Annotated in this window: 24 protein-coding genes; 9 read left to right on the top strand and 15 right to left on the bottom strand. The window is 55.8% G+C overall.

The window, feature by feature from the left end; all coding sequences use genetic code 11:
• Positions 1-90: 90 nt before the first annotated feature.
• Both EL098_RS05425 and ybaK read left to right on the top strand, forming a co-directional pair.
• The gene (locus EL098_RS05425) at positions 91-891 is read left to right on the top strand and encodes a TraB/GumN family protein (RefSeq protein WP_126355334.1); all 801 of its coding nucleotides are present in this window, start codon (positions 91-93) and stop codon (positions 889-891) included.
• 208 nt (positions 892-1,099) lie between these two features.
• Positions 1,100-1,579: a Cys-tRNA(Pro)/Cys-tRNA(Cys) deacylase YbaK gene (ybaK, locus tag EL098_RS05420; protein ID WP_126355333.1), complete on the top strand. Its 480-nt coding sequence runs from the start codon at positions 1,100-1,102 to the stop codon at positions 1,577-1,579.
• A gap of 3 nt (positions 1,580-1,582) precedes the next feature.
• Here the strand turns inward: ybaK and ushA are convergent, their stop codons facing one another.
• Positions 1,583-3,235: a bifunctional UDP-sugar hydrolase/5'-nucleotidase UshA gene (gene ushA, locus EL098_RS05415; protein ID WP_126355332.1), complete on the bottom strand. Its 1,653-nt coding sequence runs from the start codon at positions 3,233-3,235 to the stop codon at positions 1,583-1,585.
• Positions 3,236-3,422: 187 nt separating this feature from the next.
• On the opposite strand from ushA, the gene EL098_RS05410 reads away from it, so the two are divergent.
• Together EL098_RS05410 and ybaL are read left to right on the top strand one after the other, a co-directional pair.
• A complete protein-coding gene (locus EL098_RS05410; protein WP_126355331.1) occupies positions 3,423-4,640 on the top strand; it encodes an MFS transporter in 1,218 nt (405 codons plus the stop codon).
• Positions 4,641-4,857: 217 nt separating this feature from the next.
• Complete coding sequence (gene ybaL / locus EL098_RS05405) at positions 4,858-6,534, top strand: YbaL family putative K(+) efflux transporter (protein ID WP_126355330.1); 1,677 nt, start codon at positions 4,858-4,860, stop codon at positions 6,532-6,534.
• Between the two features lie 37 nt (positions 6,535-6,571).
• On the opposite strand, the gene EL098_RS23150 is transcribed toward ybaL, so the two are convergent.
• The 6 genes from EL098_RS23150 to adk form a co-directional block, all read right to left on the bottom strand.
• Positions 6,572-6,718 carry a type II toxin-antitoxin system HipA family toxin gene (locus tag EL098_RS23150; RefSeq protein ID WP_164716779.1) on the bottom strand — a complete coding sequence of 49 codons (147 nt, stop codon included), beginning with the start codon at positions 6,716-6,718 and terminating at the stop codon, positions 6,572-6,574.
• A gap of 10 nt (positions 6,719-6,728) precedes the next feature.
• Complete coding sequence (locus tag EL098_RS05400) at positions 6,729-6,917, bottom strand: HipA domain-containing protein (protein ID WP_232012320.1); 189 nt, start codon at positions 6,915-6,917, stop codon at positions 6,729-6,731.
• The gene (locus EL098_RS05395; protein WP_126355329.1) at positions 6,911-7,159 is read right to left on the bottom strand and encodes a helix-turn-helix domain-containing protein; all 249 of its coding nucleotides are present in this window, start codon (positions 7,157-7,159) and stop codon (positions 6,911-6,913) included. Before EL098_RS05395 ends, EL098_RS05400 begins: the two co-directional genes overlap by 7 nt.
• Positions 7,160-7,274: 115 nt before the next feature.
• Positions 7,275-8,579: an inosine/guanosine kinase gene (locus EL098_RS05390; RefSeq protein WP_126355328.1), complete on the bottom strand. Its 1,305-nt coding sequence runs from the start codon at positions 8,577-8,579 to the stop codon at positions 7,275-7,277.
• 63 nt (positions 8,580-8,642) lie between these two features.
• Positions 8,643-9,605 carry a ferrochelatase gene (gene hemH / locus EL098_RS05385; RefSeq protein WP_126355327.1) on the bottom strand — a complete coding sequence of 321 codons (963 nt, stop codon included), beginning with the start codon at positions 9,603-9,605 and terminating at the stop codon, positions 8,643-8,645.
• 279 nt (positions 9,606-9,884) lie between these two features.
• Positions 9,885-10,529 (bottom strand): adenylate kinase, encoded by a 645-nt coding sequence (gene adk, locus EL098_RS05380; protein ID WP_126355326.1) that lies wholly within the window; start codon positions 10,527-10,529, stop codon positions 9,885-9,887.
• 285 nt (positions 10,530-10,814) lie between these two features.
• Between adk and EL098_RS05375 the strand changes: the two genes are divergently transcribed.
• The 4 genes from EL098_RS05375 to EL098_RS05360 all read left to right on the top strand — a co-directional run bounded on the left by EL098_RS05375 (position 10,815) and on the right by EL098_RS05360 (position 12,435).
• The gene (locus EL098_RS05375) at positions 10,815-11,402 is read left to right on the top strand and encodes a hypothetical protein (protein WP_126355325.1); all 588 of its coding nucleotides are present in this window, start codon (positions 10,815-10,817) and stop codon (positions 11,400-11,402) included.
• Between the two features lie 9 nt (positions 11,403-11,411).
• Positions 11,412-11,627 carry a helix-turn-helix domain-containing protein gene (locus EL098_RS05370; protein WP_126355324.1) on the top strand — a complete coding sequence of 72 codons (216 nt, stop codon included), beginning with the start codon at positions 11,412-11,414 and terminating at the stop codon, positions 11,625-11,627.
• Positions 11,624-11,974, top strand: a complete 351-nt coding sequence (locus EL098_RS05365) for a hypothetical protein (protein ID WP_126355323.1) — start codon at positions 11,624-11,626, stop codon at positions 11,972-11,974. Before EL098_RS05370 ends, EL098_RS05365 begins: the two co-directional genes overlap by 4 nt.
• A 152-nt stretch (positions 11,975-12,126) precedes the next feature.
• Positions 12,127-12,435, top strand: coding sequence for a hypothetical protein (locus EL098_RS05360; RefSeq protein WP_126355322.1), 309 nt, complete (start codon positions 12,127-12,129; stop codon positions 12,433-12,435).
• A 59-nt stretch (positions 12,436-12,494) separates the two neighbouring features.
• Here the strand turns inward: EL098_RS05360 and htpG are convergent, their stop codons facing one another.
• From htpG to EL098_RS05320, 8 genes are all read right to left on the bottom strand, one after another.
• Positions 12,495-14,369, bottom strand: a complete 1,875-nt coding sequence (gene htpG, locus EL098_RS05355) for a molecular chaperone HtpG (RefSeq protein WP_126355321.1) — start codon at positions 14,367-14,369, stop codon at positions 12,495-12,497.
• Positions 14,370-14,485: 116 nt separating this feature from the next.
• Complete coding sequence (locus EL098_RS05350; protein ID WP_126355320.1) at positions 14,486-15,712, bottom strand: Zn-dependent hydrolase; 1,227 nt, start codon at positions 15,710-15,712, stop codon at positions 14,486-14,488.
• Positions 15,709-16,191 (bottom strand): L-2-amino-thiazoline-4-carboxylic acid hydrolase, encoded by a 483-nt coding sequence (locus EL098_RS05345; RefSeq protein WP_126355319.1) that lies wholly within the window; start codon positions 16,189-16,191, stop codon positions 15,709-15,711. Before EL098_RS05345 ends, EL098_RS05350 begins: the two co-directional genes overlap by 4 nt.
• 17 nt (positions 16,192-16,208) lie before the next feature.
• The gene (locus tag EL098_RS05340; RefSeq protein ID WP_126355318.1) at positions 16,209-17,366 is read right to left on the bottom strand and encodes a branched-chain amino acid ABC transporter substrate-binding protein; all 1,158 of its coding nucleotides are present in this window, start codon (positions 17,364-17,366) and stop codon (positions 16,209-16,211) included.
• Between the two features lie 27 nt (positions 17,367-17,393).
• Positions 17,394-18,113, bottom strand: coding sequence for an ABC transporter ATP-binding protein (locus EL098_RS05335; RefSeq protein WP_126355317.1), 720 nt, complete (start codon positions 18,111-18,113; stop codon positions 17,394-17,396).
• A complete protein-coding gene (locus tag EL098_RS05330) occupies positions 18,106-18,873 on the bottom strand; it encodes an ABC transporter ATP-binding protein (protein ID WP_126355316.1) in 768 nt (255 codons plus the stop codon). The genes EL098_RS05335 and EL098_RS05330 overlap by 8 nt, the downstream gene beginning before the upstream one ends.
• The gene (locus EL098_RS05325; RefSeq protein WP_126355315.1) at positions 18,870-19,976 is read right to left on the bottom strand and encodes a branched-chain amino acid ABC transporter permease; all 1,107 of its coding nucleotides are present in this window, start codon (positions 19,974-19,976) and stop codon (positions 18,870-18,872) included. Before EL098_RS05325 ends, EL098_RS05330 begins: the two co-directional genes overlap by 4 nt.
• A gap of 8 nt (positions 19,977-19,984) precedes the next feature.
• Entirely contained in the window at positions 19,985-20,935 is a 951-nt protein-coding gene (locus EL098_RS05320; protein WP_126355314.1) for a branched-chain amino acid ABC transporter permease, read from the bottom strand.
• Between the two features lie 170 nt (positions 20,936-21,105).
• On the opposite strand from EL098_RS05320, the gene EL098_RS05315 reads away from it, so the two are divergent.
• Entirely contained in the window at positions 21,106-22,041 is a 936-nt protein-coding gene (locus EL098_RS05315; protein ID WP_126355313.1) for a LysR substrate-binding domain-containing protein, read from the top strand.
• The last annotated feature ends 1 nt before the right edge of the window (position 22,042 follow it).

The raw sequence follows: 22,042 nt of genomic DNA, 5'->3' as shown, positions 1-22,042 counted from the left end.
CCGTTCTCCTTTTGAGCGGTAGGCAGACTTTTTTACTTTCCCCTTCCAGCCCAGGGCGCTAGCATGGCTTTTTTGCCAGGGAATCGCGATATGGGTTTGTTCCAACGTCTTAGCTCACTGCTCTCCAGCCTGACAGCCTCCACTTACCCCTGGCCTGCCCTTGATATCACCCTGCCCGGCGGGCGCTATCTGCACCTGGTGGGCAGTATTCATATGGGCACCCGCGACATGGCTCCGCTTTCCGCACGCCTGGTGGAAAAGCTGCGTGAGGCTGATGCCCTGATTGTCGAAGCCGACATCCGCACCGGCGATTCGCCGTTCAGTGAAATTGCAGAGGAGACCGAGCTGGCAGCACGTATGGCCCCTGACGATTACCAGCAGGTTCTGAGCCTCTGCAGCGAGTTAGGCATCCCCCTGAGCAGCATTGAACGCCAGCCGGCCTGGCAGGTGGCGCTGGTCTTACAGGCTCACCAGGCGCAGCGCCTCGGCCTCCGTCCCGACTACGGCATCGACTACCAGCTGCTGGAAGCCGCACAGCGCTATAGCGTACCGGTCACCGAGCTTGAAGGCGCGCAAAGCCAGATAGAGTTACTCAAGGGGCTGCCTGAGGGAGGAATGCCGCTGCTGAGCGACACGCTGGTTCACTGGCACACCAACGCGCGCCTGCTGCAGATTATGATTGGCTGGTGGCTGGAAACGCCGCCGCAGCAGGGCAATATTGCGTTACCGAACACCTTTGGCGATGCGCTGTACGATGTGTTAATGCACCAGCGAAACCGCCAGTGGCAGGCGTTTCTTGAGCAGTTGCCCGCCGGGCGCTACGTTGTTGCGGTGGGCGCGCTGCACCTTTACGGGGAAGGTAACCTGCCGGAAATGCTGAAAAAAGGATAAAAAAATGGCCAATATTTCTATTGGCCCGTCAAAGAGGAATTTCATTTATTATTCTGTTTATCCCGGCTGCCGAAGCAACCGAAGCTGAATTGTCGCTCAATGTGATGGTTTGCGCCATCACTATTGTGTAGCGCTATATTACTCGTCAAGTATATCACTATGATTACTATTTTGTGCGTTTTCGAAACAACCAGGAAAGAAGGAAACCATGACTCCAGCGGTAAAACTCCTCGAAAAAAACAAAATCAGCTTTCAAATTCACGCCTATGAGCACGATCCTCTGGAAACCAATTTCGGTGACGAAGTGGTTCGTAAACTGGGGCTGAATGCCGATCAAGTCTATAAAACGCTGCTGGTGGCGCTGAATGGGGATATGAAAAATCTTGCCGTCGCGGTGACGCCGGTGGCCGGGCAACTCGATCTGAAAAAGGTCGCGAAGGCGCTGGGGGTGAAGAAGGTTGAAATGGCGGACCCGACGGTCGCCCAGCGTATCACCGGCTATCTCGTCGGCGGCATCAGCCCGCTCGGGCAGAAAAAGCGTCTGCCAACGGTGATTGATGCTCCGGCCCAGGAATTTGCCAGCATCTACATTTCCGGCGGCAAGCGCGGGCTGGATATCGAGCTCGCGGCAGGCGACCTGGCGAAGCTGCTGGATGCCAGCTTCGCCGATATCGCCCGCCGCGATTAACGCTTAGTTCCAGCTCACCTCACCTTTCGGTTGGTAAGCATTCACGTCCAGCGGTGAGTTCTGTTCGATGTACTGTTTCAGGACTTCCGCATCCACAAAACCAGTGTTGACGTAACCTGGCCTCTTGTCGATCTCCGGATAACCGTCGCCGCCGGTACCGTTGAAGCTCAGCGTCGCCATGCGGTAGGTTTTCGCCGGGTCAATCGGCTGGTCTTTGATTTTCAGGTTGCTCAGCTTGCCGCCGGTTGAGGTGAAGCTCACGTTCGAGAACTGCGGGTAGGCGCCGGAATCCGGCGTTTTCTGCGCCACCGCCGTCAGGTACTCCTCAACATCTTTGCCGTTCATGTCGATGTAGACCACGGTGTTGCCGAACGGCTGCACCTTAAGCACGTCTTTATAGGTAATATTTCCGGCTTCGATGGAGTCACGCACGCCGCCGCCGCTCATGACCGCAAAGTCCGCGCTGGTTCGGGCCATTTGTGCCGCCAGCAGTACGCGGGCCAGGTTGGTCTGCACAAAACGCACTTTGCTGCGGTCCCCTTCCAGGTGCCCATTTACGCTGCCCACTTTCACCTTCAGCGCGGCCTGGCCTTTGTTCTGGAACGGCGTCAGCAGGGAGAGCATTTGCTGGTTTTCGGCAATTTCAGGCGTGTAGAGTACGCGCTCACTTTGCCCGTTGTCCCAGGTGATTTTCTTCTTCAGGTTGATAGGGATCAGCTGATAGTACACCAGCTTCATTTCGCCGTTGCGGAACTCAAAATCAGCCCGCCCGACGTATTTCCCCCATTCGTGGGCCTGAACAATCCAGGTGCCGTTTTGCCTGTCCGGCGCGCAAGGCGTGCCCGGCACATACTCTTTCTGCTTCTGATTCTCCTGCGCCATGCAGACCGGATCCTGCGAGTGACCACCCACAATCATCGTCAGCGCACCTTCCGGCAGGCTTCTTGCCATCTCGACATCGCCCGGCGCGTTAGAGCCGTGGTTGCCATTATCGTAATGGCCCATATGGGTTGCGGCGATAATCACGTCAGGTTTTTCGGTGCTCTGTAGCTCCTGAATCACCAGTTTGGCTTCATCAGCAGGTTTGCGGAATTCGATGTCGGTGAAGTACTCCGGGTTGCCGATTTTTGCCGTGTCGTCGGTAGTCAGGCCGATAACCGCCACCTTAATGCCCTGAGGTTTAAAAATCGCATAAGGTTTAAACAGGCGCTCGCCGGTGCTTTTCTGATAAATATTGGCGGACAGCAGCGGGAACTTCGCCCATTTTTCCTGCTGGCGCAGGACGGAGAGCGGGTTATCGAATTCGTGGTTGCCTACGGCCATCGCGTCATAGCCAATCAGGCTCATGCCGCGGAAGTCCGGCTCAGCATCCTGCAGGTCTGATTCCGGCACGCCGGTATTGATATCGCCGCCGGACAGCAGCAGCACGCTGCCCCCCTCCGCCGCAACCTCTTTACGCACGCTGTCTACCAGCGTTTTTTGCGCCGCCAGACCGTACTCCGAGTACTCATTACGCCAGAAGTGGCCGTGATGATCGTTAGTATGAAGGATCGTAATTTTGTAGGTCTTGTCTTTGTCCCAGGCCAGCGCAGAAGCGCTGGTTAAGCCCAGCGCCACCAGCAGCGCCGTGGTTATTGTTTTTGCAGCAAACCGCATTGCCCATCTCCATGTCAAAATGTAACTGCGCAGAAATACCAGATAGCGGTCAGGATAGACAACTAACTTTTCCGAAATGCGACTTTCTTCAAATCCCCTGCACGAGTATGTTAGCAGGGTAAGAATTTCTTCCGGGCGATTTCCTGCGTCGCCCGCTCTAAAAACAATAACCGTCGTACAGGTAATTATGGCAAGCTCTCAAACCCTCACCCAGCCGGGTACGCCTCCGGAGCAAAAAAAAGCGCGCACCGCCTTTGGGATCCTCGGCGCAATAAGCCTCTCCCATCTGCTTAACGACATGATTCAATCGCTGATTCTGGCTATCTACCCCTTGCTACAGGCCGAGTTCTCCCTGAGCTTTATGCAAATCGGGATGATCACCCTGACCTTCCAGCTCTCTTCATCGCTGCTGCAGCCGCTGGTAGGCTACTACACCGACAAATACCCGATGCCGTGGTCGCTGCCGATTGGCATGTGCTTTACCCTCTGTGGCCTGGTACTGCTGGCGCTGGCGGGCAGTTTCCCGGCGGTGCTGGTGGCGGCAGCCCTGGTCGGCACCGGTTCCTCGGTATTCCACCCAGAGTCCTCACGCGTGGCGCGTATGGCCTCCGGTGGCCGTCACGGGCTTGCGCAGTCGCTGTTCCAGGTGGGCGGCAACTTCGGCAGCTCTCTGGGGCCGTTGCTGGCGGCAATCATTATTGCCCCGTACGGCAAAGGCAACGTCGCGTGGTTCGTTCTCGCGGCCCTGCTGGCGATTGTGGTTCTGCTGCAAATCAGCCGCTGGTATTCAGCTCAGCACAAAATCGCCAAAAGTCGCCCTGCCGTGCCGGTGGTCAACCCGCTGCCGCGTAACAAAGTGATCCTGGCGGTCTCTATTCTGCTGCTGCTGATCTTCTCCAAGTACTTCTATATGGCGAGCATCAGCAGCTACTTCACCTTCTACCTGATGGAAAAATTCGGATTATCGGTACAAAATGCCCAGATCCACCTGTTCGCCTTCCTGTTTGCCGTCGCTGCGGGCACCGTTATCGGCGGGCCGGTGGGGGACAAAATTGGTAGAAAATACGTGATTTGGGGCTCTATCCTCGGCGTCGCGCCATTTACCCTTGTTTTACCCTACGCTTCGCTGTACTGGACTGGCGTGCTGACGGTCATCATTGGCTTTATTCTGGCCTCGGCATTCTCGGCCATTCTGGTCTACGCTCAGGAACTATTACCTGGACGTATCGGTATGGTTTCCGGACTGTTTTTCGGATTTGCCTTCGGGATGGGCGGCCTTGGTGCAGCCGTGCTTGGGCTGATTGCCGACCATACGAGTATCGAATTGGTCTACAAAATATGTGCCTTCCTGCCGCTCCTCGGCATTATGACAATATTCCTGCCCGATAATCGCCATAAATCGTAGGTTTTAGCGGCCAAAGTATTGCTTTGGCCGCACCCCATCCCCATACCCTTCTGGTTGCTGCCTCACATAACTGAGTTAAATGCTACTCAGAGCCTTTTTTTTATCTAAATGCGCTTTTTATCCAAAATTCAACAATTTTTCATAAACGCCGACCGGGAAATTGTCATAAACTGTGTAACAGAACGTTTTGGAACATCGGCCAACCAAAGGAGACGGAATGCATCACGCCACACCGCTTATCACCACCATTGTTGGTGGTCTCGTGCTCGCTTTTTTATTCGGTATGCTGGCTAATAAGCTGCGTATATCACCGCTGGTGGGCTATTTATTAGCAGGCGTGCTGGCGGGTCCCTTTACTCCGGGTTTTGTTGCAGATACCAAACTTGCCCCTGAGCTGGCGGAATTAGGCGTGATTCTGCTGATGTTCGGCGTCGGGCTGCATTTTTCATTGAAGGATTTGATGGCGGTAAAGGCCATCGCCATCCCCGGTGCGATCGCGCAGATTGGCGTCGCGACGCTGCTGGGCATGGCACTTTCCTGGCTGATGGGCTGGTCGTTGATGACCGGTATCGTCTTCGGGCTCTGTTTGTCGACGGCGAGTACCGTCGTGCTGCTGCGCGCGCTTGAGGAGCGACAGCTGATAGACACCCAGCGAGGGCAGATTGCCATCGGCTGGCTGATTGTTGAAGACCTGGTGATGGTCCTGACGCTGGTGCTGCTGCCTGCGGTGGCCGGGATGCTGGAAAAGGGCGATGTCGGCCTGGCCTCCCTGAGCCTGGATATGGCTATCACCATCGGTAAGGTTGCCGCCTTTATCGCCCTGATGATGCTGGTAGGCCGCCGCATTGTGCCGTGGATTCTGGCCCGCAGCGCCGCCACCGGCTCCCGTGAGCTGTTTACCCTGTCCGTCCTCGCTCTGGCGCTGGGCATCGCCTTTGGTGCCGTTGAGCTGTTTGACGTCTCCTTCGCGCTGGGCGCCTTCTTCGCCGGCATGGTGCTGAACGAGTCCGAACTAAGCCACCGCGCGGCGCACGACACGCTGCCGCTGCGCGATGCATTCGCGGTGCTGTTCTTTGTCTCCGTCGGCATGCTGTTTGATCCGCTGATCCTGATTCAGGAGCCGCTGGCGGTGCTGGGTACGCTGGCCATCATCATCTTCGGTAAATCACTGGCCGCGTTCCTGCTGGTACGTATGTTCGGCCACTCCCAGCGTACCGCGCTGACCATTGCCACCAGCCTCGCACAAATCGGCGAATTCGCCTTTATTCTGGCGGGCCTGGGGATGGCGCTGAATCTGCTGCCGCAGACGGGGCAAAACCTGGTGCTGGCGGGCGCAATTCTGTCGATTATGCTGAACCCGATTCTGTTTGCCGTTCTTGAGCGCTACCTCGAAAAAACCGAGACCCTGGACGAACAAACCCTGGAAGAGGCCATCGAGGAAGAGCGACAAATCCCGGTGGATATCTGTAACCATGCGCTGCTGGTCGGCTATGGCCGCGTCGGCAGCCTGCTGGGTGAGAAGCTGCTTGCCGAAGGCGTGCCGCTGGTGGTGATTGAAACCTCCCGTAGCCGCGTGGATGAGCTACGCGAACGGGGTATCCGGGCCGTGCTGGGCAATGCCGCTAACGAAGAGATCATGAATCTGGCGCATCTGGACTGCGCACGCTGGCTGCTGCTGACTATCCCGAACGGCTACGAGGCTGGTGAAATCGTCGCGGCGGCCAGAGCAAAATGCCCGGATATCGAAATCATCGCCCGCGCCCATTACGATGACGAAGTGGATTACATCACCGAACGCGGCGCAAATCAGGTGGTGATGGGAGAAAGAGAGATTGCCAATACTATGCTGGGGCTGCTGGTGCCGCCGGTGGCACAGGAAGTGGTGACCGGTTAATCAATACCAGGGTGGAGATATCACGCCACCCTGTTCTTTATAACGCCAGTCGCCGGGCGGCGTTTTCCACACCATTGAAGATGGCATCGCTGATAGACTTTGGAAAGTTTTTCGGCAGTAATGCTTTTGCTTCACTCAGGACTGCTGGCGTTTTTTGATAAAATTCGTCGATAAGTTCCGACATTCTTGTTTCACTAAAACCACATTTTCTGGCAAATATCCTCCTGCGGAAGACGGGCAATCCAGCGATTATTATCCACAAAACGGCGATCGAAACGCTCCACGGCCAGAGCCTTAATATTACGGGTTGTGATGATTTCGCATCCTGGAACTTTCAGGCCATACAACCCTGCCAGTTGCATGCAAAGCCATTCATTTACCACTCCTCTTTCCAGACTTCAGAGCTCCCCTGGCTGGATTTCGTCTCAATATGAAGCTCCATATTCATAGACGACAGTATTTTAAATAATGTATCAATCTGAGTTTTGGCTGGGTTATTCTCAAATTTTGAGACGGTATCCTGGCGTAAGCCGACTTTCTCTGCCACTGCCCCCTGTGTTTGTTTACCCTGTTTGCGAGCATCCTTCAGGAAAATAGCCAATTGTTCCGGGGAAGTAATTTTCATTATGTACCTCACTAATTTTTACCGGCACTAGCGTGTAAAACTAGTTTTACCGGTACTAGCGTGTAAAAAAGCCGGAAACATAGCTTCCGGCCTTTAATAACTCCTTACGCAAAAATCAACGTTCCCAGTAGGACTCTTCGAGGCTGTCTTCCCGCTCGGGCAGGCCGCGCGTCAGGCGCGGAGAGTGCTGATTCAATACCTGATAGCTAACGCGGTTAGCGTATTTACACACCTGCGCCAGCGAGGAATAGCTCAGCCAGGTCAGCTTGTGCTTGCTGGAGTTAGGCACGTTGCTGCGATGGTAGTTATTCGCGGTGATGTCGTGCAACAGCGCTGCCAGCGCGCCGTCGCCAGCGCCGTTGGTGTTCATGATCTTCTCCGGGCCCCCCATGTAAGGGGCGATATGGGAGTAGATACGCAGCGGCTCGGCGCAGTCTTTCAGGCGCATCGCACGGCTAAATTCGTACTGGTTGAATTCGGCGATAGCCCCCGGCAAAAGAGGATGCTGTGTTTTGCGTTTGGCGGCCTCTTCGGTATAGCCAGCCATATAAAGTCCAACTGGCCCGGCGGTGCAAAGCACCAGGTCAACCCAGTCCAGCGCCTTATCCGCGGCCAGAAGCGGATCGCTTTCTCCGGTTAGCGCCTCGCCCTCTTCTTCATTCATCGCCAGGATCGAAACGTTTTCGCGCAGGAATTCCTGCCACCAGGCCGGATTCTCGGCAATCACGTATTTGGTGCCGAGCGTCAGCACCACTGGCACGTTATGTTTCTTCGCCCAGCTAATCGCCTGCATCGTGGCGTCAGGCATCGGCTCACCCGGTTTGCAGCGCACCAGGTAAGAGGTCAAAACCAGCGCTGACGCTCCGGCAATGACCTCTTCAGGAATACTCTCGGCACGCAGCTGGTTCATATGGCCAGGACTGATGGCAAAAGTACGCTCCCCCTGATCGCCTATCAGCGTAAAGCAGCGGCCAATCGGGCCATCAACGCCCTGTAGATAGTTCAGGTCGGTGCGGCTTGAAGTGTTGCAGAGGTAGCGGTAGGCGTAGCTGCCGATTTCAACATTTCTGCACATCACGCCGAGCAGCACCGAGCGGTCATCGGCCAGTACAGAGTAGTTGTGCATAGTATTGCCGATAGTGCCACCGGCAAACTGGTGGGTAATCAAATTGCTGGTCACCAGCTCTTTGTAGAGCGCCTCGGCAACATCATCCTCAATCACCAGAGAGTGGCCAAAGCTCAGTCCATAACGCTGTACAAATTCATCGTCCACTTTGGCTTCAATGTCGACCAATGTTTGATCGATGCCGACCACCCAGGAAGAACCGCTTTCGGCTTCGGGCTGAGTTTGCTGTAAGAGAGGGTCGCGGGCGCTGACGGGGAAGTAGTGTTTGGATTTGCGTTTGCCGGGAAATTTCATGGTGTCGTTACGGGCTGGCTAATAAGGCGGAGAATAGTAGCACTCCCCGCCTCAGGATTCTATTTAGCGATACCGCGCCACCAGATTAACCATCATCGCGATATGGGCCGGATCGTCGTTGAGCGCAGGAATGTATTCATACTTCGTGCCGCCCGCTTCGATAAACACTTCCCGGTTCTGCACCGCCATCTCTTCAAGGGTTTCCAGACAGTCAGAGGAGAAGCCCGGACACATCACCTGGATATGCTTCACGCCCTTTTCGGCCAGCATTTTCAGCGTTTCGTCGGTATACGGCATCAGCCACGGTTCGCGGCCAAAGCGCGACTGGTAGGTCATCATCACCTTTTCAGGCGGCAGCTCAAGCGCGCTCAGCAGCTCACGGGTCGTGTCACGACAGCGCTGCGGGTAGTCATCACCTTCATTTGCATAACGCTGCGGAATACCGTGGTAGGAAAGCAGCAGCAGATCCGGCTCGCCGTGTTCGGCAAAGGAACGCTTAACCGAGGCCGCCAGCGCGTTGATGTACGCCGGGTCGGTTGCATAGTCACGAATCAGGGAAAGCGAAGGCATGCTGCGGTAGTCGGCGAAGATCCGTCCAAGTTCATCCCACACGGCCGCAACGGTTGAGCAGGAAAACTGCGGATAAAGCGGCAGCACCACAATGTGGGTAACGTTCTGCGCCAGCAGGTCATCTACCGCGCTTTTCAGCGACGGCTCGCCGTAGCTCATGCCCAGCGCGACCGGCGTGTCCGGGAGCTGCTGCGCCAACGCCTTCTCCTGCCGACGGCTATAAACCATCAGCGGCGAGCCCTCTTCCATCCAGATAGACTGATAGAGTTTGGCCACACGCGGCGAACGCAGCGGCAGAATAACGCCGCGAAGTAAAGGCCACCACAGCAGACGAGGCGTATCCACCACTCGCTTATCGCTCAGGAACTGACGCAGATAGCGGCTGACCGCCGCCGGAGTCGGGGCGCTCGGCGTGCCAAGGTTCGCCAGTAAAATACCTATTTTTTCCTGATTCATTCCCACCCCTTATCAATAAATTGCCGTCAATTGTAACGTAAAAGAGCGAAACGAGAACCGATTACAGTGAAAGGGGAAAATGAGAGCAAAAAAATACCAGGGCATGCCCTGGTACTCGCTTCTGACAAAATCCATTGTCCTGAAAAATCTGAACGCCGATCTTATAAAAACAATGAATCATGTTCTCTGGTTTACCCCAGACAGCCGAAAACCACGTTTTTCGCTGTCTGTCATCAATATCACCAGGGCATGCCCTGGTATTGATTGTGCGGCGGGAAATTATCCGAGGATTTTTTCCAGCTCTGCGCGAACGTCAGCCACGGCCTGGGTGCCGTCAACTTTAGCGTAACGGGTGTTACCCGCCTGCGCTTCTTTAGAGTAGTAGCCGATCAGCGGCGCGGTCATCTGATGATATTCCACCAGGCGCTTACGCACGGTCTCTTCCTGATCGTCCTTACGGGTGGTCAGCTCTTCGCCGGTCACATCGTCTTTGCCTTCAACCTTCGGCGGGTTGAATTTGATGTGATAAACGCGGCCGGAAGCAGCGTGTACGCGGCGGCCAACGATACGGTCAACGATCAGCTCGTCCGGTACGGCGAACTCCAGCACGAAGTCAACCTTGATGCCCGCTTCTTTCATGGCGTCCGCCTGCGGGATAGTGCGTGGGAAACCGTCCAGCAGGAAACCGTTACGGCAGTCTTCCTGCGCAATGCGCTCTTTAACCAGGGCGATAACCAGTTCATCGGTCACCAGCTTGCCAGCATCCATGATGTCTTTGGCCTGTTTACCCAATTCTGAACCAGATTTGACCGCGGCACGCAGCATATCACCGGTGGAGATTTGCGGAATACCGTATTTCTCCATGATGAACTGAGCCTGAGTCCCTTTACCTGCGCCCGGCGCGCCGAGCAGAATGATACGCATTGCGTAATTCCCCATACGTTTAATTATTCAATCGAATTTGAGGCGAAAACCATACCACTAAAGGCGGTATCATCACAAGGAAGCGGCGGGGATGGGCGCCCTGTCGGGCGAGCCATTTTCCCCGTCTTCCGTGGACCAGAATCGCTCCAGCCGAAAACTGCGGCTCGCTCGCCTGGAAAAAACCACCGCAAAAATTATCTCAAAAAAGAAAATAATTATTGTAATACGATAATTTATGCTGCCATAATCTGCGTGAAATCTCACTTTGTTATGGACAACTAAAATATGAAACAGCCAATCACCACTCCCCAGCAGCGCTCATTGACTCGCCTTAGCTATGTCGGCAAAAGTACGGCGATACTTGCCTGGGGACTCTGCCTCGTCTACGCCGTGGGCGAACTCTATATGTGGATCTGCCACGGCGAGGTGGTACTGCACGGGATCCTGCAAGCGCTGTCAGACAGCCAGCCTCTGCTGGCCGATCCGGGCTTTACGCTTTCAAAGCTTGCCATCGCCCTGCTCTTTCTGCTTGACCTGCTGCCGGTTCTCATTACCTCCCTGGTATGGTTACTCACCGGTCTCTTTTTCCTGCGCTTATCTCAAAATGAACTCTGGACCGCACGCAACTTCAAGCTGCTGTGGGCTGCAGGTATACTGAACATTATCAGTCCCTTTGTGTATCAGCTGAGCTGGACATTCCAGAGCCTGGCTGTCTCACTGGATCTGCCATCCGGGGAAAAGATTTTTGTCTTTTCACTGGGGCTCTCAACTAATGGCGTTTCTGAAGTGGTCGTTGGAATCATTCTTTGTGCGTTCGCCTGGATGATCCGCGAATCCATCAAAATCCGCGAAGAAAACGCGCTCTATATATAAGGTTTTTAGGTGGCAATTGTAATTACGCTTGATGTCATGATGGCCAAAAGAAAAATACGTTCAAAAGAGCTGGCCGCCGCCATAGATATCACCGAGGCGAATTTGTCATTGATGAAAAATGGAAAAATAAAAGGCATCAAGCTCGATACGGTTGAGCGGCTGTGTAAGGCGCTGGACTGTCAACCAGGAGATCTGTTTCGCTATGAGGAAGAGCACGAGCCATGAATAAATCCCTTATTACCCTGATGTGTTGTTTATTACTGAGCGGCTGCGCCTCAAAGTGGGTGAAAACCCGCAGCAACGCCGAAGAGTACACCACCGCTCGCGCCGCCTGTGAAACCCAGGCCGAGCAGAAATACCCGGTGAAAAACGAGGTCGCGCAGCGGACTAAATACAAAACTTACTATGAAGCCTGCGGTAAAAAAGAGGATTGTGATGGGGAAAAAACCAAGGCGGTGAAAAAACCGGAGATTGAAAGCTACGTCTTAGATGTCAATCGCGATAGCCGGGACAGCCTGTTTTATCAGTGCATGGAGCTGAAAGGATGGGAAAGTAAACTGCAGTGGTACTAGCCTGCGAGCGCGTGCTGTTGAATTAAACTTAAAATAATAACAACCCATTTATACCATTCAATCTTTGGGGCGCTCCCCTGCGCGTCAGTCGTGAGCAAAGGCATTCCCGAACGCTTCGGGAAAGGACAGCTAATTATTTATGGAGAAACATCATGCCTGTATTAATCATGTTAATCACCCTGCTGCGAAAATTAATCAGACTCATTATCTCAATATTTTTAATATCCACTCCGCTGATGGCGGCCGACCTTTCCGGGTTAAAAAGCAGTGATTCGCTGTTTTCCACCCAGGATAATAAGGTTTGCTACAACACTATCTGCCTCGGTGCAAACGACAATCATCGTTTGCCGGACCTGTTCAGGAAAACCGATCGTTTCAGCCGCCGGGCACAAACCGATCTGTGGTCGACTTATGATTTTGATCATTCCGATACCGGGATACGCATAAGCGTCGGGCTTTAATCACAGTAAAAAAAACCACCTGCGGATGCAGGTGGTTTTTATCAGATACTCCAGTCGGCTTAAGACACCAGCAGCTGGTTCATACGACGGATAAACTGGTTAGGATCTTCCAGCTGACCACGCTCGGCTAATAACGCCTGATCAAGCAGCAGCTCAACCCATTCGCCGAACTGAGCGTCATCCTGCGTATCCGCAGCGCGCTTCACCAGAGCATGCTCCGGGTTAAGCTCGAAGATGTACTTCACTTCCGGCACTTCCTGGCCCGCAGCGGCAAACAGTTTCGCCATCTGGGTGCTCATGTCGTTGCTGTCGGTGGTGACAATCGCCGGCGTATCGGTCAGGCGATGCGTCAAACGCACTTCCTTCACGCGCTCGCCCAGCAGAGTTTTCACGCGATCCACAAACGGCTCCAGCGCCTTCTCAGCTTCTTTCGCTTCTTCGGTTTCTTCGTCCGTCAGCTTATCCAGCGATTCGTCAGTTTTGCTCACGGACTGGAACGCCTTACCGTCGAACTCGGTCAGGTAGCTCATCATCCACTCGTCGATGCGGTCAGAAAGCAGCAGAACTTCGATGCCTTTCTTACGCAGCAGTTCCAGGTGCGGGCTGCTCTTCGCCGCCGCGTAGCTGTCTGCGGTGATGTAGTAGATCTTCTCCTGGCCTTCTTTCATGCGGGAGACGTACTCTTCCAGCGACACGGTCTGTGCTGAAGAGTCGGTGTGCGTGGTAGCAAAGCGCAGCAGTTTAGCGATGGCTTCCTGGTTCGCATTGTCTTCCGCTGGCCCCTCTTTCAGCACGAGGCCAAAGTTTTTCCAGAAGGTCTGGTACTTCTCTGCATCATCCTTCGCCAGCTTGTCCAGCATCTGCAACACGCGTTTGGTCAGCGCGCTGCGCAGGTTCTGGGTCACGCGGCTATCCTGCAGAATTTCGCGAGAAACGTTCAGCGGCAGATCGTTGGAATCTATCAGGCCACGCACGAAGCGCAGGTAGTTCGGCATGAACTGTTCTGCGTCGTCCATGATAAACACGCGCTGCACGTAGAGCTTCAGCCCGTGCTTGTGATCGCGGTTCCACATATCCCACGGCGCCTGAGAAGGGATGTACAGCAGGCTGGTGTATTCCTGCTTACCTTCCACGCGGTTATGGCTCCAGGAAATAGGGTCGGTAAAATCGTGGGCGATATGCTTGTAGAACTCTTTGTATTCGTCGTCGCTGACTTCAGATTTACTGCGGGTCCACAGCGCCTGAGCCTTGTTGATCTTTTCCCAGCTAACGATGGTTTCACCATCTTTCTCTTCTCGCTGTTCAATCTCAACCGGCAGAGCGATATGGTCGGAATATTTGCTGATAATGGAGCGAACGCGCCAGTCATCCAGGAACTCATCTTCGCCTTCACGCAGGTGCAGCGTGATTTCGGTGCCGCGGTCGGCTTTTTCAATATCGGCCACGGTATATTCACCCGCGCCTTCAGATTCCCAGAATACACCCTGATCCGCGCTGGCACCGGCGGCGCGAGTACGAACGGTGACTTTATCTGCCACGATAAACGCAGAGTAGAAGCCTACGCCAAACTGGCCGATCAGCTGGCTGTCTTTTGCCTGATCGGAACCCATAGATTCGAGGAAGGCTTTGGTGCCGGATTTAGCAATGGTGCCGAGGTGATCGATAACTTCATCGCGGGTCATACCGATGCCGTTGTCGGCGATGGTCAGGGTGCGATTATCCTTATCAAACGAGACGCGAACGCGCAGCTCGCCGTCACCTTCATACAGGCTGGCGTTGGACAGCGCACGGAAGCGCAGCTTGTCTGCCGCATCGGAGGCGTTGGAGATCAGCTCACGCAGGAAGATTTCTTTGTTTGAATAGAGAGAGTGGATCATCAGGTGCAGAAGCTGTTTTACCTCTGACTGAAAACCGCGGGTCTCTTGTCCTTTCATGGTCATTGATACCTCAACAAAATCATACGGGATGAAGAAAACGTTGAGGTGAAAATGGGGATAACGGGCAATGTTTTCAAGCGGCGAAGAAAAAGTTTCTCCGCCGCCTGACGGTTTCAACGCTCCCGCGCGGCCGCGAGCACGCTGTGGAGCAGCACATTTGCTCCTTTTTCTGACCACGACGGCAGAATATTTTCCGCTTCGTTATGGCTGATCCCTTTTTCGCATGGAATAAAAATCATACTGGCCGGTGCAACTTTACTGATATAGCAGGTATCGTGCCCCGCACCGGATACCATCGACTTCATGGAATAGCCCAGCTCAGCGGCAGCTTTCTCGCTTCTCGCCAGGCAGCCAGCATCAAAGGTGATTGGCGCATAGTCGAAGATGCGTTCGACATTTGCGGCTATCCCTCGCGCGCGCAGGCTTTCTGCCGCTCTGTGTAACGCCGACTCCATTGCTTCCAGCGCTTCGCTTTGCGGATGGCGGAACTCCACGCTGCACACCACGCGGGAAGGCACCACATTGCGCGAATTTGGCGTGATTTCCGCCATGCCGATAGTCGCCCTGCCGTCCGGCTCGTGCTGATAGCCAATGTCCTCGACCCTGAGCGCCAGCTCGGCAAAAGCGGTTAACGCATCGCGGCGACTGCCCATCGGCGTCGTCCCGGCGTGGGCGGCAAACCCGTCGAGGGTAAGGGTAAACCAGCGCTGCCCCATCGCCGCACGAACCAGGCCAATGTCCGTCGCCTCCTCCTCAAGGATCGGGCCTTGTTCGATATGCAGCTCATAGCAGGCGTGGATCGGAAAAGCCTGCGCTGGCTGCTCGCCGCGATAGCCGATACTTTCCAGCGCTTCCCCAACCGTAACGCCTGCGCTATCCGCTCTGGCATGGGCGTAAGCTTCGCTAAATTGTCCCGTCCAGACTCCTGAAGAGAGCATTGCCGGAGCAAAGCGCGCGCCCTCTTCGTTGGTCCAGTTGACCAGCACAATATCGCGTTCGGTTTCAACCTGGTTATCGTTCAGCGTGCGAAGCAGTTCAAGCCCGGCCAGCACGCCGTAAATACCATCGTAATTGCCCCCGAGCGGCTGCGAATCCACGTGCGAGCCGGTCATCACCGGCGGCAGAGCTGAATTTTTACCCGCCCGTCGAATGAACATGTTGCCCATGCTGTCGACATCGCAGCTGAACCCGGCCTCCAGCGCCCAGTCGCGCAGCAGATTGCGTGCCACCCGATCTTCTTCGCTCAACGCCAGACGTGTGACGCCTCCGCCAGGGGTGCCGCCTATCTGCGCCATCCTCTCCAGCGTCGACCACAGACGCTCAGCGTTAACGCGGATCATGCCTCATCCTTTTTACTGCGGTAGCGGAAGTCGCAGCAGGAACCGCCCTGCATAATCGTTGAGGTTCGGGTCAGCTCCACGTCCGGCGCATAACCGACGATAAATTTCTCATCGCGGGCGCAGGAAAGCAGATGGCCAATCTCCCCCAGCCCCATCTCGTGATACATCTCGGCGTAGCGGCAGCGGGTGACGTTGTAGTTGTACTGCTGGTCATCGGCGTCGATCACCTTCACCTCCAGCGCGTTATCTTTCTCCCACAGGTACTGCAGGGCAATAAAGCTCTTCACGTCCGCGCCGTTGGGCTCCTGGCTGGCAAAATGTTTCCCGGCGTCGATCGCCGCCTGCTCGATAGCTTCGCCGATAACCGCCTGGGCGCGGACTTTCCCTATCTCGCGCACCAGGATTTCATAAATTGGCTTAATAATTTCTGCTTCAATTTTACGGCGGGCAAGAATGCCCAGCTCGTTATTACCACTCATCACATTACCTCACTACGTTACTTCGTTTTTGCGCCGCCCAGCACGGTCTGCGGCTGCCATTTGCCATCGACAACTTTGTAGACGGTAAAGGATGGCGACTTCAGGTTACCTTCGCTATCAAACGCGATCTGCCCGGTCACGCCGGAGTAGCTGATGGCGCGCAGGACAGGCAGATATTTGGACGGTTCTGCCGAGTCCGCTTTTTCCATGGCGGCCACCAGCACGCGGGTGGCGTCATAGGCGAACGGCGCATGCAGCTCGATATGGGTGTGGTAACGAGACTGATACGCCTGCTCAAAGGCCTTGCCGCCCGGCATCTGGTCAACCGGCAGGCCTGGCTCCAGCGCGACAACGCCCTCACCTTCTTTTTGTGCCAGCTGCAGGAAGGTCTGGCTGACAAAACCGCCCGCGCCCATCAGGGTGGCGTTCATCCCCAGCTGTTTGATACGACGAGCAAGCGGTGCCGCCTGGCTGTCCACGCCGCCGAAGAAGACCAGGTCGGCGTTTTTACTGCGGATCGCCGTCAGAACAGCGCTAAAGTCCACGGTTTTATCGTCGACATACTGGCGGTCTACAATCTTCACGCCCTGCGCTTCCAGCGATTTAATAAACTCATCTGCCAGACCCTGGCCGAAGGCGGTACGGTCGTCGATCACCGCAATGCGTTTGGCTTTCAGGGTATTCACCGCGTACTGACCGGCAAACTGGCCACCGTCGTCGTCGTGGCCCATCACGCGGAAGCTGGTGTCAAAACCCTGTTTGGTATAGGCATGGCCGGTCGCCACCGGCGCAACCTGCGCAATCCCCGCATCGTGGTAGACCCGCGCCGCCGGAATGCTGGTGCCGGTATTCCAGTGGCCGACAACGCCAGCCACGCCGCTGTCTACCAGACGCTGCGCCACGGCAACCGCGGTGCGCGGATCGGACTGATCGTCTTCGGACTGCAGCTTGAAGGTTACGGCTTTGCCGCCGAGGGTCGGGTGCTGCTTGTTGATGTCGTCGATCGCCAGCAGCGCGCCGTTCTCCAGATCTTTACCGATACGGGCAGACGGGCCGGTCAGCGGGCCTGCCAGGCCGATAACCACGGTTTCGCTGCCCGCCGCCCGCGCGCCGGAAGAAGCCAGACCGCCGAGTAAAACAACGGCACTTAATGCACTAATTTTTAATGTTTTCATTGTTATTCCCTGATGTTGGTTGGTGTGTTAAACGGGTATTTCACCCAAATAAATCTGCGCGAGGCGTTCGTCGGCCAGCATCGCTTTAGCATCGCCGTGATGAACAAAACTGCCGCTGTCCATCACCCAGGCTTTATCACAGACCTCCAGCGCCAGACGGGCATTTTGCTCAATAAGCAGCAGAGCAACGCCGCGCGAACGCAGGCCGCTAATGACCTGGAAAACGTTTTCCACCATTTTTGGCGCCAGCCCCATCGACGGCTCATCGAGGATCAGCAGGCGTGGGCGACTAAGCAGAGCGCGATTCAGGGCCAGAAGCTGCTGTTCGCCACCGGAAAGCAGGCCCGCAAGCTGGTGCTGACGCTCTGCCAGCCGTGGGAAACGGTCGAAAATCTCCGCCATTTCCTGCCGGATGTTGGCAGCATCACGTCTCAGCCAGGCGCCCATCTGCAGGTTTTCCAGCACCGTCATTCGGGCGAAAATACCGCGCCCCTCCGGCACCATAACCAGGCCGCTGCGCAGCAGCCTGTCGGCTTTTTGCCTGCGAACCGAACGGCCGCCGAACTCGATGTTGCCGTTGAAGGATTCCAGCCCGGTAATGGCCCTTACGGTCGAGCTTTTACCTGCACCGTTGGCGCCAATCAGCGTGGCCTGCTCGCCTTCTTGTAAGGTAAAAGAGAGATCGCGTACGGCCTGAATACCGCCGTAATGCACCTCCAGACGCTCCACCTTAAGCAGTTCAGACATGGGCGCTTCCTCCGAGCCATGCGGCAATGACGGCGGGATCGTGCCGTACTTTCTCTGGCGTACCGCAGGCCAGGGTTTTGCCGTAATCCAGAACCGTCAGCCGGTCGCAGATCCCCATGATCAGCTTTACGTCATGTTCAATAATCAGCAGCGTTTTGCCGTCATCGCGAAGGCGGCACAGCAGCTCGCTCAGCGCGGCCTTTTCCACGGCGTTCATGCCGGCGGCGGGCTCATCAAGCGCCAGCAGCAGCGGGTCTGTCGCCAGCGCTCGCGCGATTTCAAGACGACGCTGATGACCGTAAGCCAGGTCGCAGGCGCGGTAGTGGGCAAATTTCGCAATGCCGGTATACTCCAGCCAATGCCAGGCCATTTCACGGCTCCCGGCCTCTTCCTCACGGGCACGTTTGTAGCGGGTCAGTGCAGCCCACAGACCGTTGCGCGTGCGCACATGGCGGCCCACCATCACGTTCTCCAGCACCGACATCCCATTGAACAGGCGAACGTTCTGGAACGTGCGGGCGATACCCGCCGCCGTCACTTTTTCAATTTTCTCCGGAAAATAAGGGTTATCGTCGATGCTAAACTCGCCGCTGTCTGCCGGATAAAGCCCGGTGATCAGGTTAAAACAGGTGGTTTTCCCGGCGCCGTTCGGCCCGATAAGTCCATAAATTTCTCCGCGGTTAATCGACAGCGAAACGTTGTCGACCGCCGTCAGGCCGCCGAAGCGTTTGGACATATTGCGTACGGTTAACAGACTCATGCCTTTGCCCCTCCGTGGCGGGCGGGCCAGATGCCCGCCGGGCGCAGAAGCATGACCAGCACCAGCGCCAGTCCGTAGAAAAGCTGGCGCAAAATTTCAGGGTCGATCGGCACGCTGCCGAATAACGCCTGCTGGACCGGCGCCGCCTGGCTGCGCAGCAGCTCAGGCAGCGCGGTAAGGAGCACGGCCCCGAGGATAACCCCTGGAATATGGCCCATCCCCCCAAGCACCACCATCGCCAGCACGGCAATGGATTCCTGCAGGGTGAAAGACTCCGGAGAAACGAAGCCCTGGAAAGCGCCGAATAGCGCGCCCGCCACGCCGCCAAACGACGCCCCCAGCGCAAAGGCAAGCAGCTTATAGTTACGAACGTTGATGCCCATCGCCCGGGCCACGTCTTCATCTTCACGGATGGCGTGCCAGGCGCGGCCAATACGGGAATGCTGCAGCCGCAGACAGACGAAGATGATCGCCACAATGAACAACATCAGCAGGTAATACCACAGCCACAGGGCCGGCACCTTGAAGCCGAACCAGTGGTACACGCCGCTGAACTTCAGGCCAAACAGGTTGACGGTATCCACGCCGGTAATGCCTTTCGCGCCGTTGGTGATGTTTACCGGGCGATCGAGATTACGCATCAGGATACGAATGATTTCGCCGAAGCCGAGGGTCACAATCGCCAGATAGTCCCCACGCAATTTCAGCGTTGGCGCGCCGAGCAGAATGCCGCAAATCGCGGCGACCAGCGCAGCAGCGGGAATAATCAGCAGATACGAGGTATGCAGCCCATCGGGAAACCAGATGGCAAGCGCAGGAAAAACCTCCAGCAGATGGGGAGAGGCAAGGAGCGCCGCCATATAGGCGCCCACCGCGTAAAAAGCGATAAACCCCATGTCCAGCAGGCCGGTATAACCGACCACAATATTCAGCCCCAGCGCCAGCATGATGTAGAGCAGCGCGAAGTCGATGACGCGCACCCAGTAGTTGCCTCCCAGCTGGCTGGCGACAATCGGCGCTATCAGCAGGGAAAGGCAGAAGAGGGTCATGCCTGACCAGAACTTACGCGTTACGGCAGGTGTCTGCAGAGATACGGTTGTCATAGTTATCCTTAGGCCCTGTGCGCCACGCGTTCACCCAGCAGACCCGCCGGCCGGAAGACCAGCACCAGAATCAGCACGATAAAGGCAAAGACATCCTGATAGTTGCTGCCAAAGACGCCGTGAGTCAGCTCCCCGAGATAGCCTGCGCCAAGAGATTCAACGATCCCCAGCAGGATCCCGCCCACCATCGCGCCGCGGATATTGCCAATCCCGCCCAGCACGGCGGCGGTAAACGCCTTAATGCCCGGCAAGAAGCCCATCGAGAAGCTGGCGTTGCCATAGTTGCTGGCCATCATCACGCCCGCCAGCGCGGCGAAGATGCCGCCGATGGCAAAGGTGAGGACAATAATCGTGTTTGGGTTAACGCCCATCAGCATGGCAACTCGCGGGTTTTCCGCCACGGCGCGCATTCCTCGCCCCAGACGAGTGAATTCAACGAGCAGCCACAGCCCGGTCATCACGACCAGCGCAAGCGCCACGGTGACGATGCCGGTAACGGTAATAATCGCCGGTGGATGCGCTTCGCTCCCTGCGGTAATGGCGATCGGGTCCATAGGCAGAATTTGCGGGAACATAAGCGGGTTACGGGACCAGATAATCATCGCCACGGTCTGCAAAAGCACCGAGACGCCAATACCGGAGATCAGCGGTGCCAGGCGCGGTGCGTTGCGCAGGCGACGATAGGCGAAACGCTCGACGGCCATCGCCAGCAGGGCGCAAACCCCCATGGCAATCATCAGGGCGAACGCCAGCTGAAGCAGCTGCGGCATGGCGGGAAAGAGATGATTAAACAACTTCATAGCCGAAAGCGTGGTCAGCGCACCGACCATTAAAATATCGCCATGGGCAAAGTTAATGATGCGCAAAATGCCATACACCATGGTATAGCCGAGCGCGATTAACGCGTAGATGCTGCCCAGCATGATGCCGTTAATCAGCTGTTGTATGAAAGTATCCAACGTGTATACCCGACAAAGTGCTCAATAAGCGGGTAACATCCTCTTTATGAATTAAATTGTAAAATATGCATATGTTATTTCTTATTATATTTTCACGGAAATATATCTTCATGATTAAAAAGAAAATATATTAATAACACCGCCAAAGTCATAGCTGAAAATATCAACTTATGAATAAAACAGAACAATTGAATGAGCCTCTTCGCGGGCAGGAAAGCCACCTGCCCCACGATCCGCCGCTGCGTGCCGCGCGCGCTTTCGAGGCCATTGCCAGGCTGGGAAGCGTGACCCTGGCCGCCCGCGAGCTGGCGATTTCTCCCTCGGCGGTCAGCCATCAGCTAAAGGTGCTGGAGGATTATTTGCAGCAGCCGCTAACCCAGCGACAGGGGCGCAGGCTGATTCTGAGCCAGCAGGGACGGGACTACTATCGATCGATTCGCGTGGCCTTTAACGTGCTGCGCCAGGCGACGGAGCATCTGGTCGAGCAGGTACAGACCCGTCAGGTTTCAATCAGCCTGATCCCGCTGTTTGGCATGGGATGGTTTATCCCGCGGCTGCCAACTTTTATGCGCGCCAATCCGCAGATTGAGATCAACGTGGTGTACGCCAACCACCGCAACTACCTGAGCGACGCTTCCGATATGTCTATCCGTTTTGGCAACGGGCAGTGGTCAGGGTATCAAAGCGAAGTGTTGATTTCCGGGAAGATGGTCCCGGTGTGCAGCCGGGAATTTTTGCGGCTGCATGGCCATATAGATACGCCAGGCCAGCTGCTGCAGATGCCCCTGCTGCACGACGAAGAGCGCAGCACCTGGCAGCAGTGGTTTATTGAGCAGGGCGTGAAACGGCCGCTTCGCCGCAGCGGTCCGCTGTTTGAGGACGGGCTGCTAACGCTTGCCGGGGTTCAGGCGGGACTTGGCTGCGCGCTGATGCGCGAACCCTTGATAGCTCCCTACCTGGAGAGCGGGGAACTGGTGAAGATTTTTGATTTGCCCATCGATGACGGACGCGACTATTACCTTTGCATCCGCCAGGATGGAGAGATGACGCAGGACGGCAGGCTGCTGCAGTCCTGGCTGCAGCGCGCCGCGGGCAATGAGCCATAAA

Source organism: Cedecea lapagei (assembly GCF_900635955.1).
Lineage (GTDB): Bacteria > Pseudomonadota > Gammaproteobacteria > Enterobacterales > Enterobacteriaceae > Cedecea > Cedecea lapagei.
Note: the sequence above shows the minus strand (reverse complement) of the source record. Positions and strands in the feature narration are given on the sequence as shown.

Bases quoted from the DNA above. Each gene is read 5' to 3' on its own strand.
- EL098_RS05410 (WP_126355331.1), top strand. From the start codon at position 3,423: ATGGCAAGCTCTCAAACCCTCACCCAGCCGGGTACGCCTCCGGAGCAA.
- EL098_RS05425 (WP_126355334.1), top strand. From the start codon at position 91: ATGGGTTTGTTCCAACGTCTTAGCTCACTGCTCTCCAGCCTGACAGCC.
- hemH (WP_126355327.1), bottom strand. From the start codon at position 9,605: ATGAATCAGGAAAAAATAGGTATTTTACTGGCGAACCTTGGCACGCCG.
- EL098_RS05395 (WP_126355329.1), bottom strand. From the start codon at position 7,159: ATGAAAATTACTTCCCCGGAACAATTGGCTATTTTCCTGAAGGATGCT.
- adk (WP_126355326.1), bottom strand. From the start codon at position 10,529: ATGCGTATCATTCTGCTCGGCGCGCCGGGCGCAGGTAAAGGGACTCAG.
- EL098_RS05340 (WP_126355318.1), bottom strand. From the start codon at position 17,366: ATGAAAACATTAAAAATTAGTGCATTAAGTGCCGTTGTTTTACTCGGC.
- ybaL (WP_126355330.1), top strand. From the start codon at position 4,858: ATGCATCACGCCACACCGCTTATCACCACCATTGTTGGTGGTCTCGTG.
- EL098_RS05350 (WP_126355320.1), bottom strand. From the start codon at position 15,712: ATGATCCGCGTTAACGCTGAGCGTCTGTGGTCGACGCTGGAGAGGATG.
- ybaK (WP_126355333.1), top strand. From the start codon at position 1,100: ATGACTCCAGCGGTAAAACTCCTCGAAAAAAACAAAATCAGCTTTCAA.
- EL098_RS05345 (WP_126355319.1), bottom strand. From the start codon at position 16,191: ATGAGTGGTAATAACGAGCTGGGCATTCTTGCCCGCCGTAAAATTGAA.
- EL098_RS05365 (WP_126355323.1), top strand. From the start codon at position 11,624: ATGAATAAATCCCTTATTACCCTGATGTGTTGTTTATTACTGAGCGGC.
- EL098_RS05330 (WP_126355316.1), bottom strand. From the start codon at position 18,873: ATGAGTCTGTTAACCGTACGCAATATGTCCAAACGCTTCGGCGGCCTG.
- EL098_RS05390 (WP_126355328.1), bottom strand. From the start codon at position 8,579: ATGAAATTTCCCGGCAAACGCAAATCCAAACACTACTTCCCCGTCAGC.
- htpG (WP_126355321.1), bottom strand. From the start codon at position 14,369: ATGAAAGGACAAGAGACCCGCGGTTTTCAGTCAGAGGTAAAACAGCTT.
- ushA (WP_126355332.1), bottom strand. From the start codon at position 3,235: ATGCGGTTTGCTGCAAAAACAATAACCACGGCGCTGCTGGTGGCGCTG.
- EL098_RS05375 (WP_126355325.1), top strand. From the start codon at position 10,815: ATGAAACAGCCAATCACCACTCCCCAGCAGCGCTCATTGACTCGCCTT.
- EL098_RS05335 (WP_126355317.1), bottom strand. From the start codon at position 18,113: ATGTCTGAACTGCTTAAGGTGGAGCGTCTGGAGGTGCATTACGGCGGT.
- EL098_RS05360 (WP_126355322.1), top strand. From the start codon at position 12,127: ATGCCTGTATTAATCATGTTAATCACCCTGCTGCGAAAATTAATCAGA.
- EL098_RS23150 (WP_164716779.1), bottom strand. From the start codon at position 6,718: ATGTCGGAACTTATCGACGAATTTTATCAAAAAACGCCAGCAGTCCTG.
- EL098_RS05325 (WP_126355315.1), bottom strand. From the start codon at position 19,976: ATGACAACCGTATCTCTGCAGACACCTGCCGTAACGCGTAAGTTCTGG.
- EL098_RS05315 (WP_126355313.1), top strand. From the start codon at position 21,106: ATGAATAAAACAGAACAATTGAATGAGCCTCTTCGCGGGCAGGAAAGC.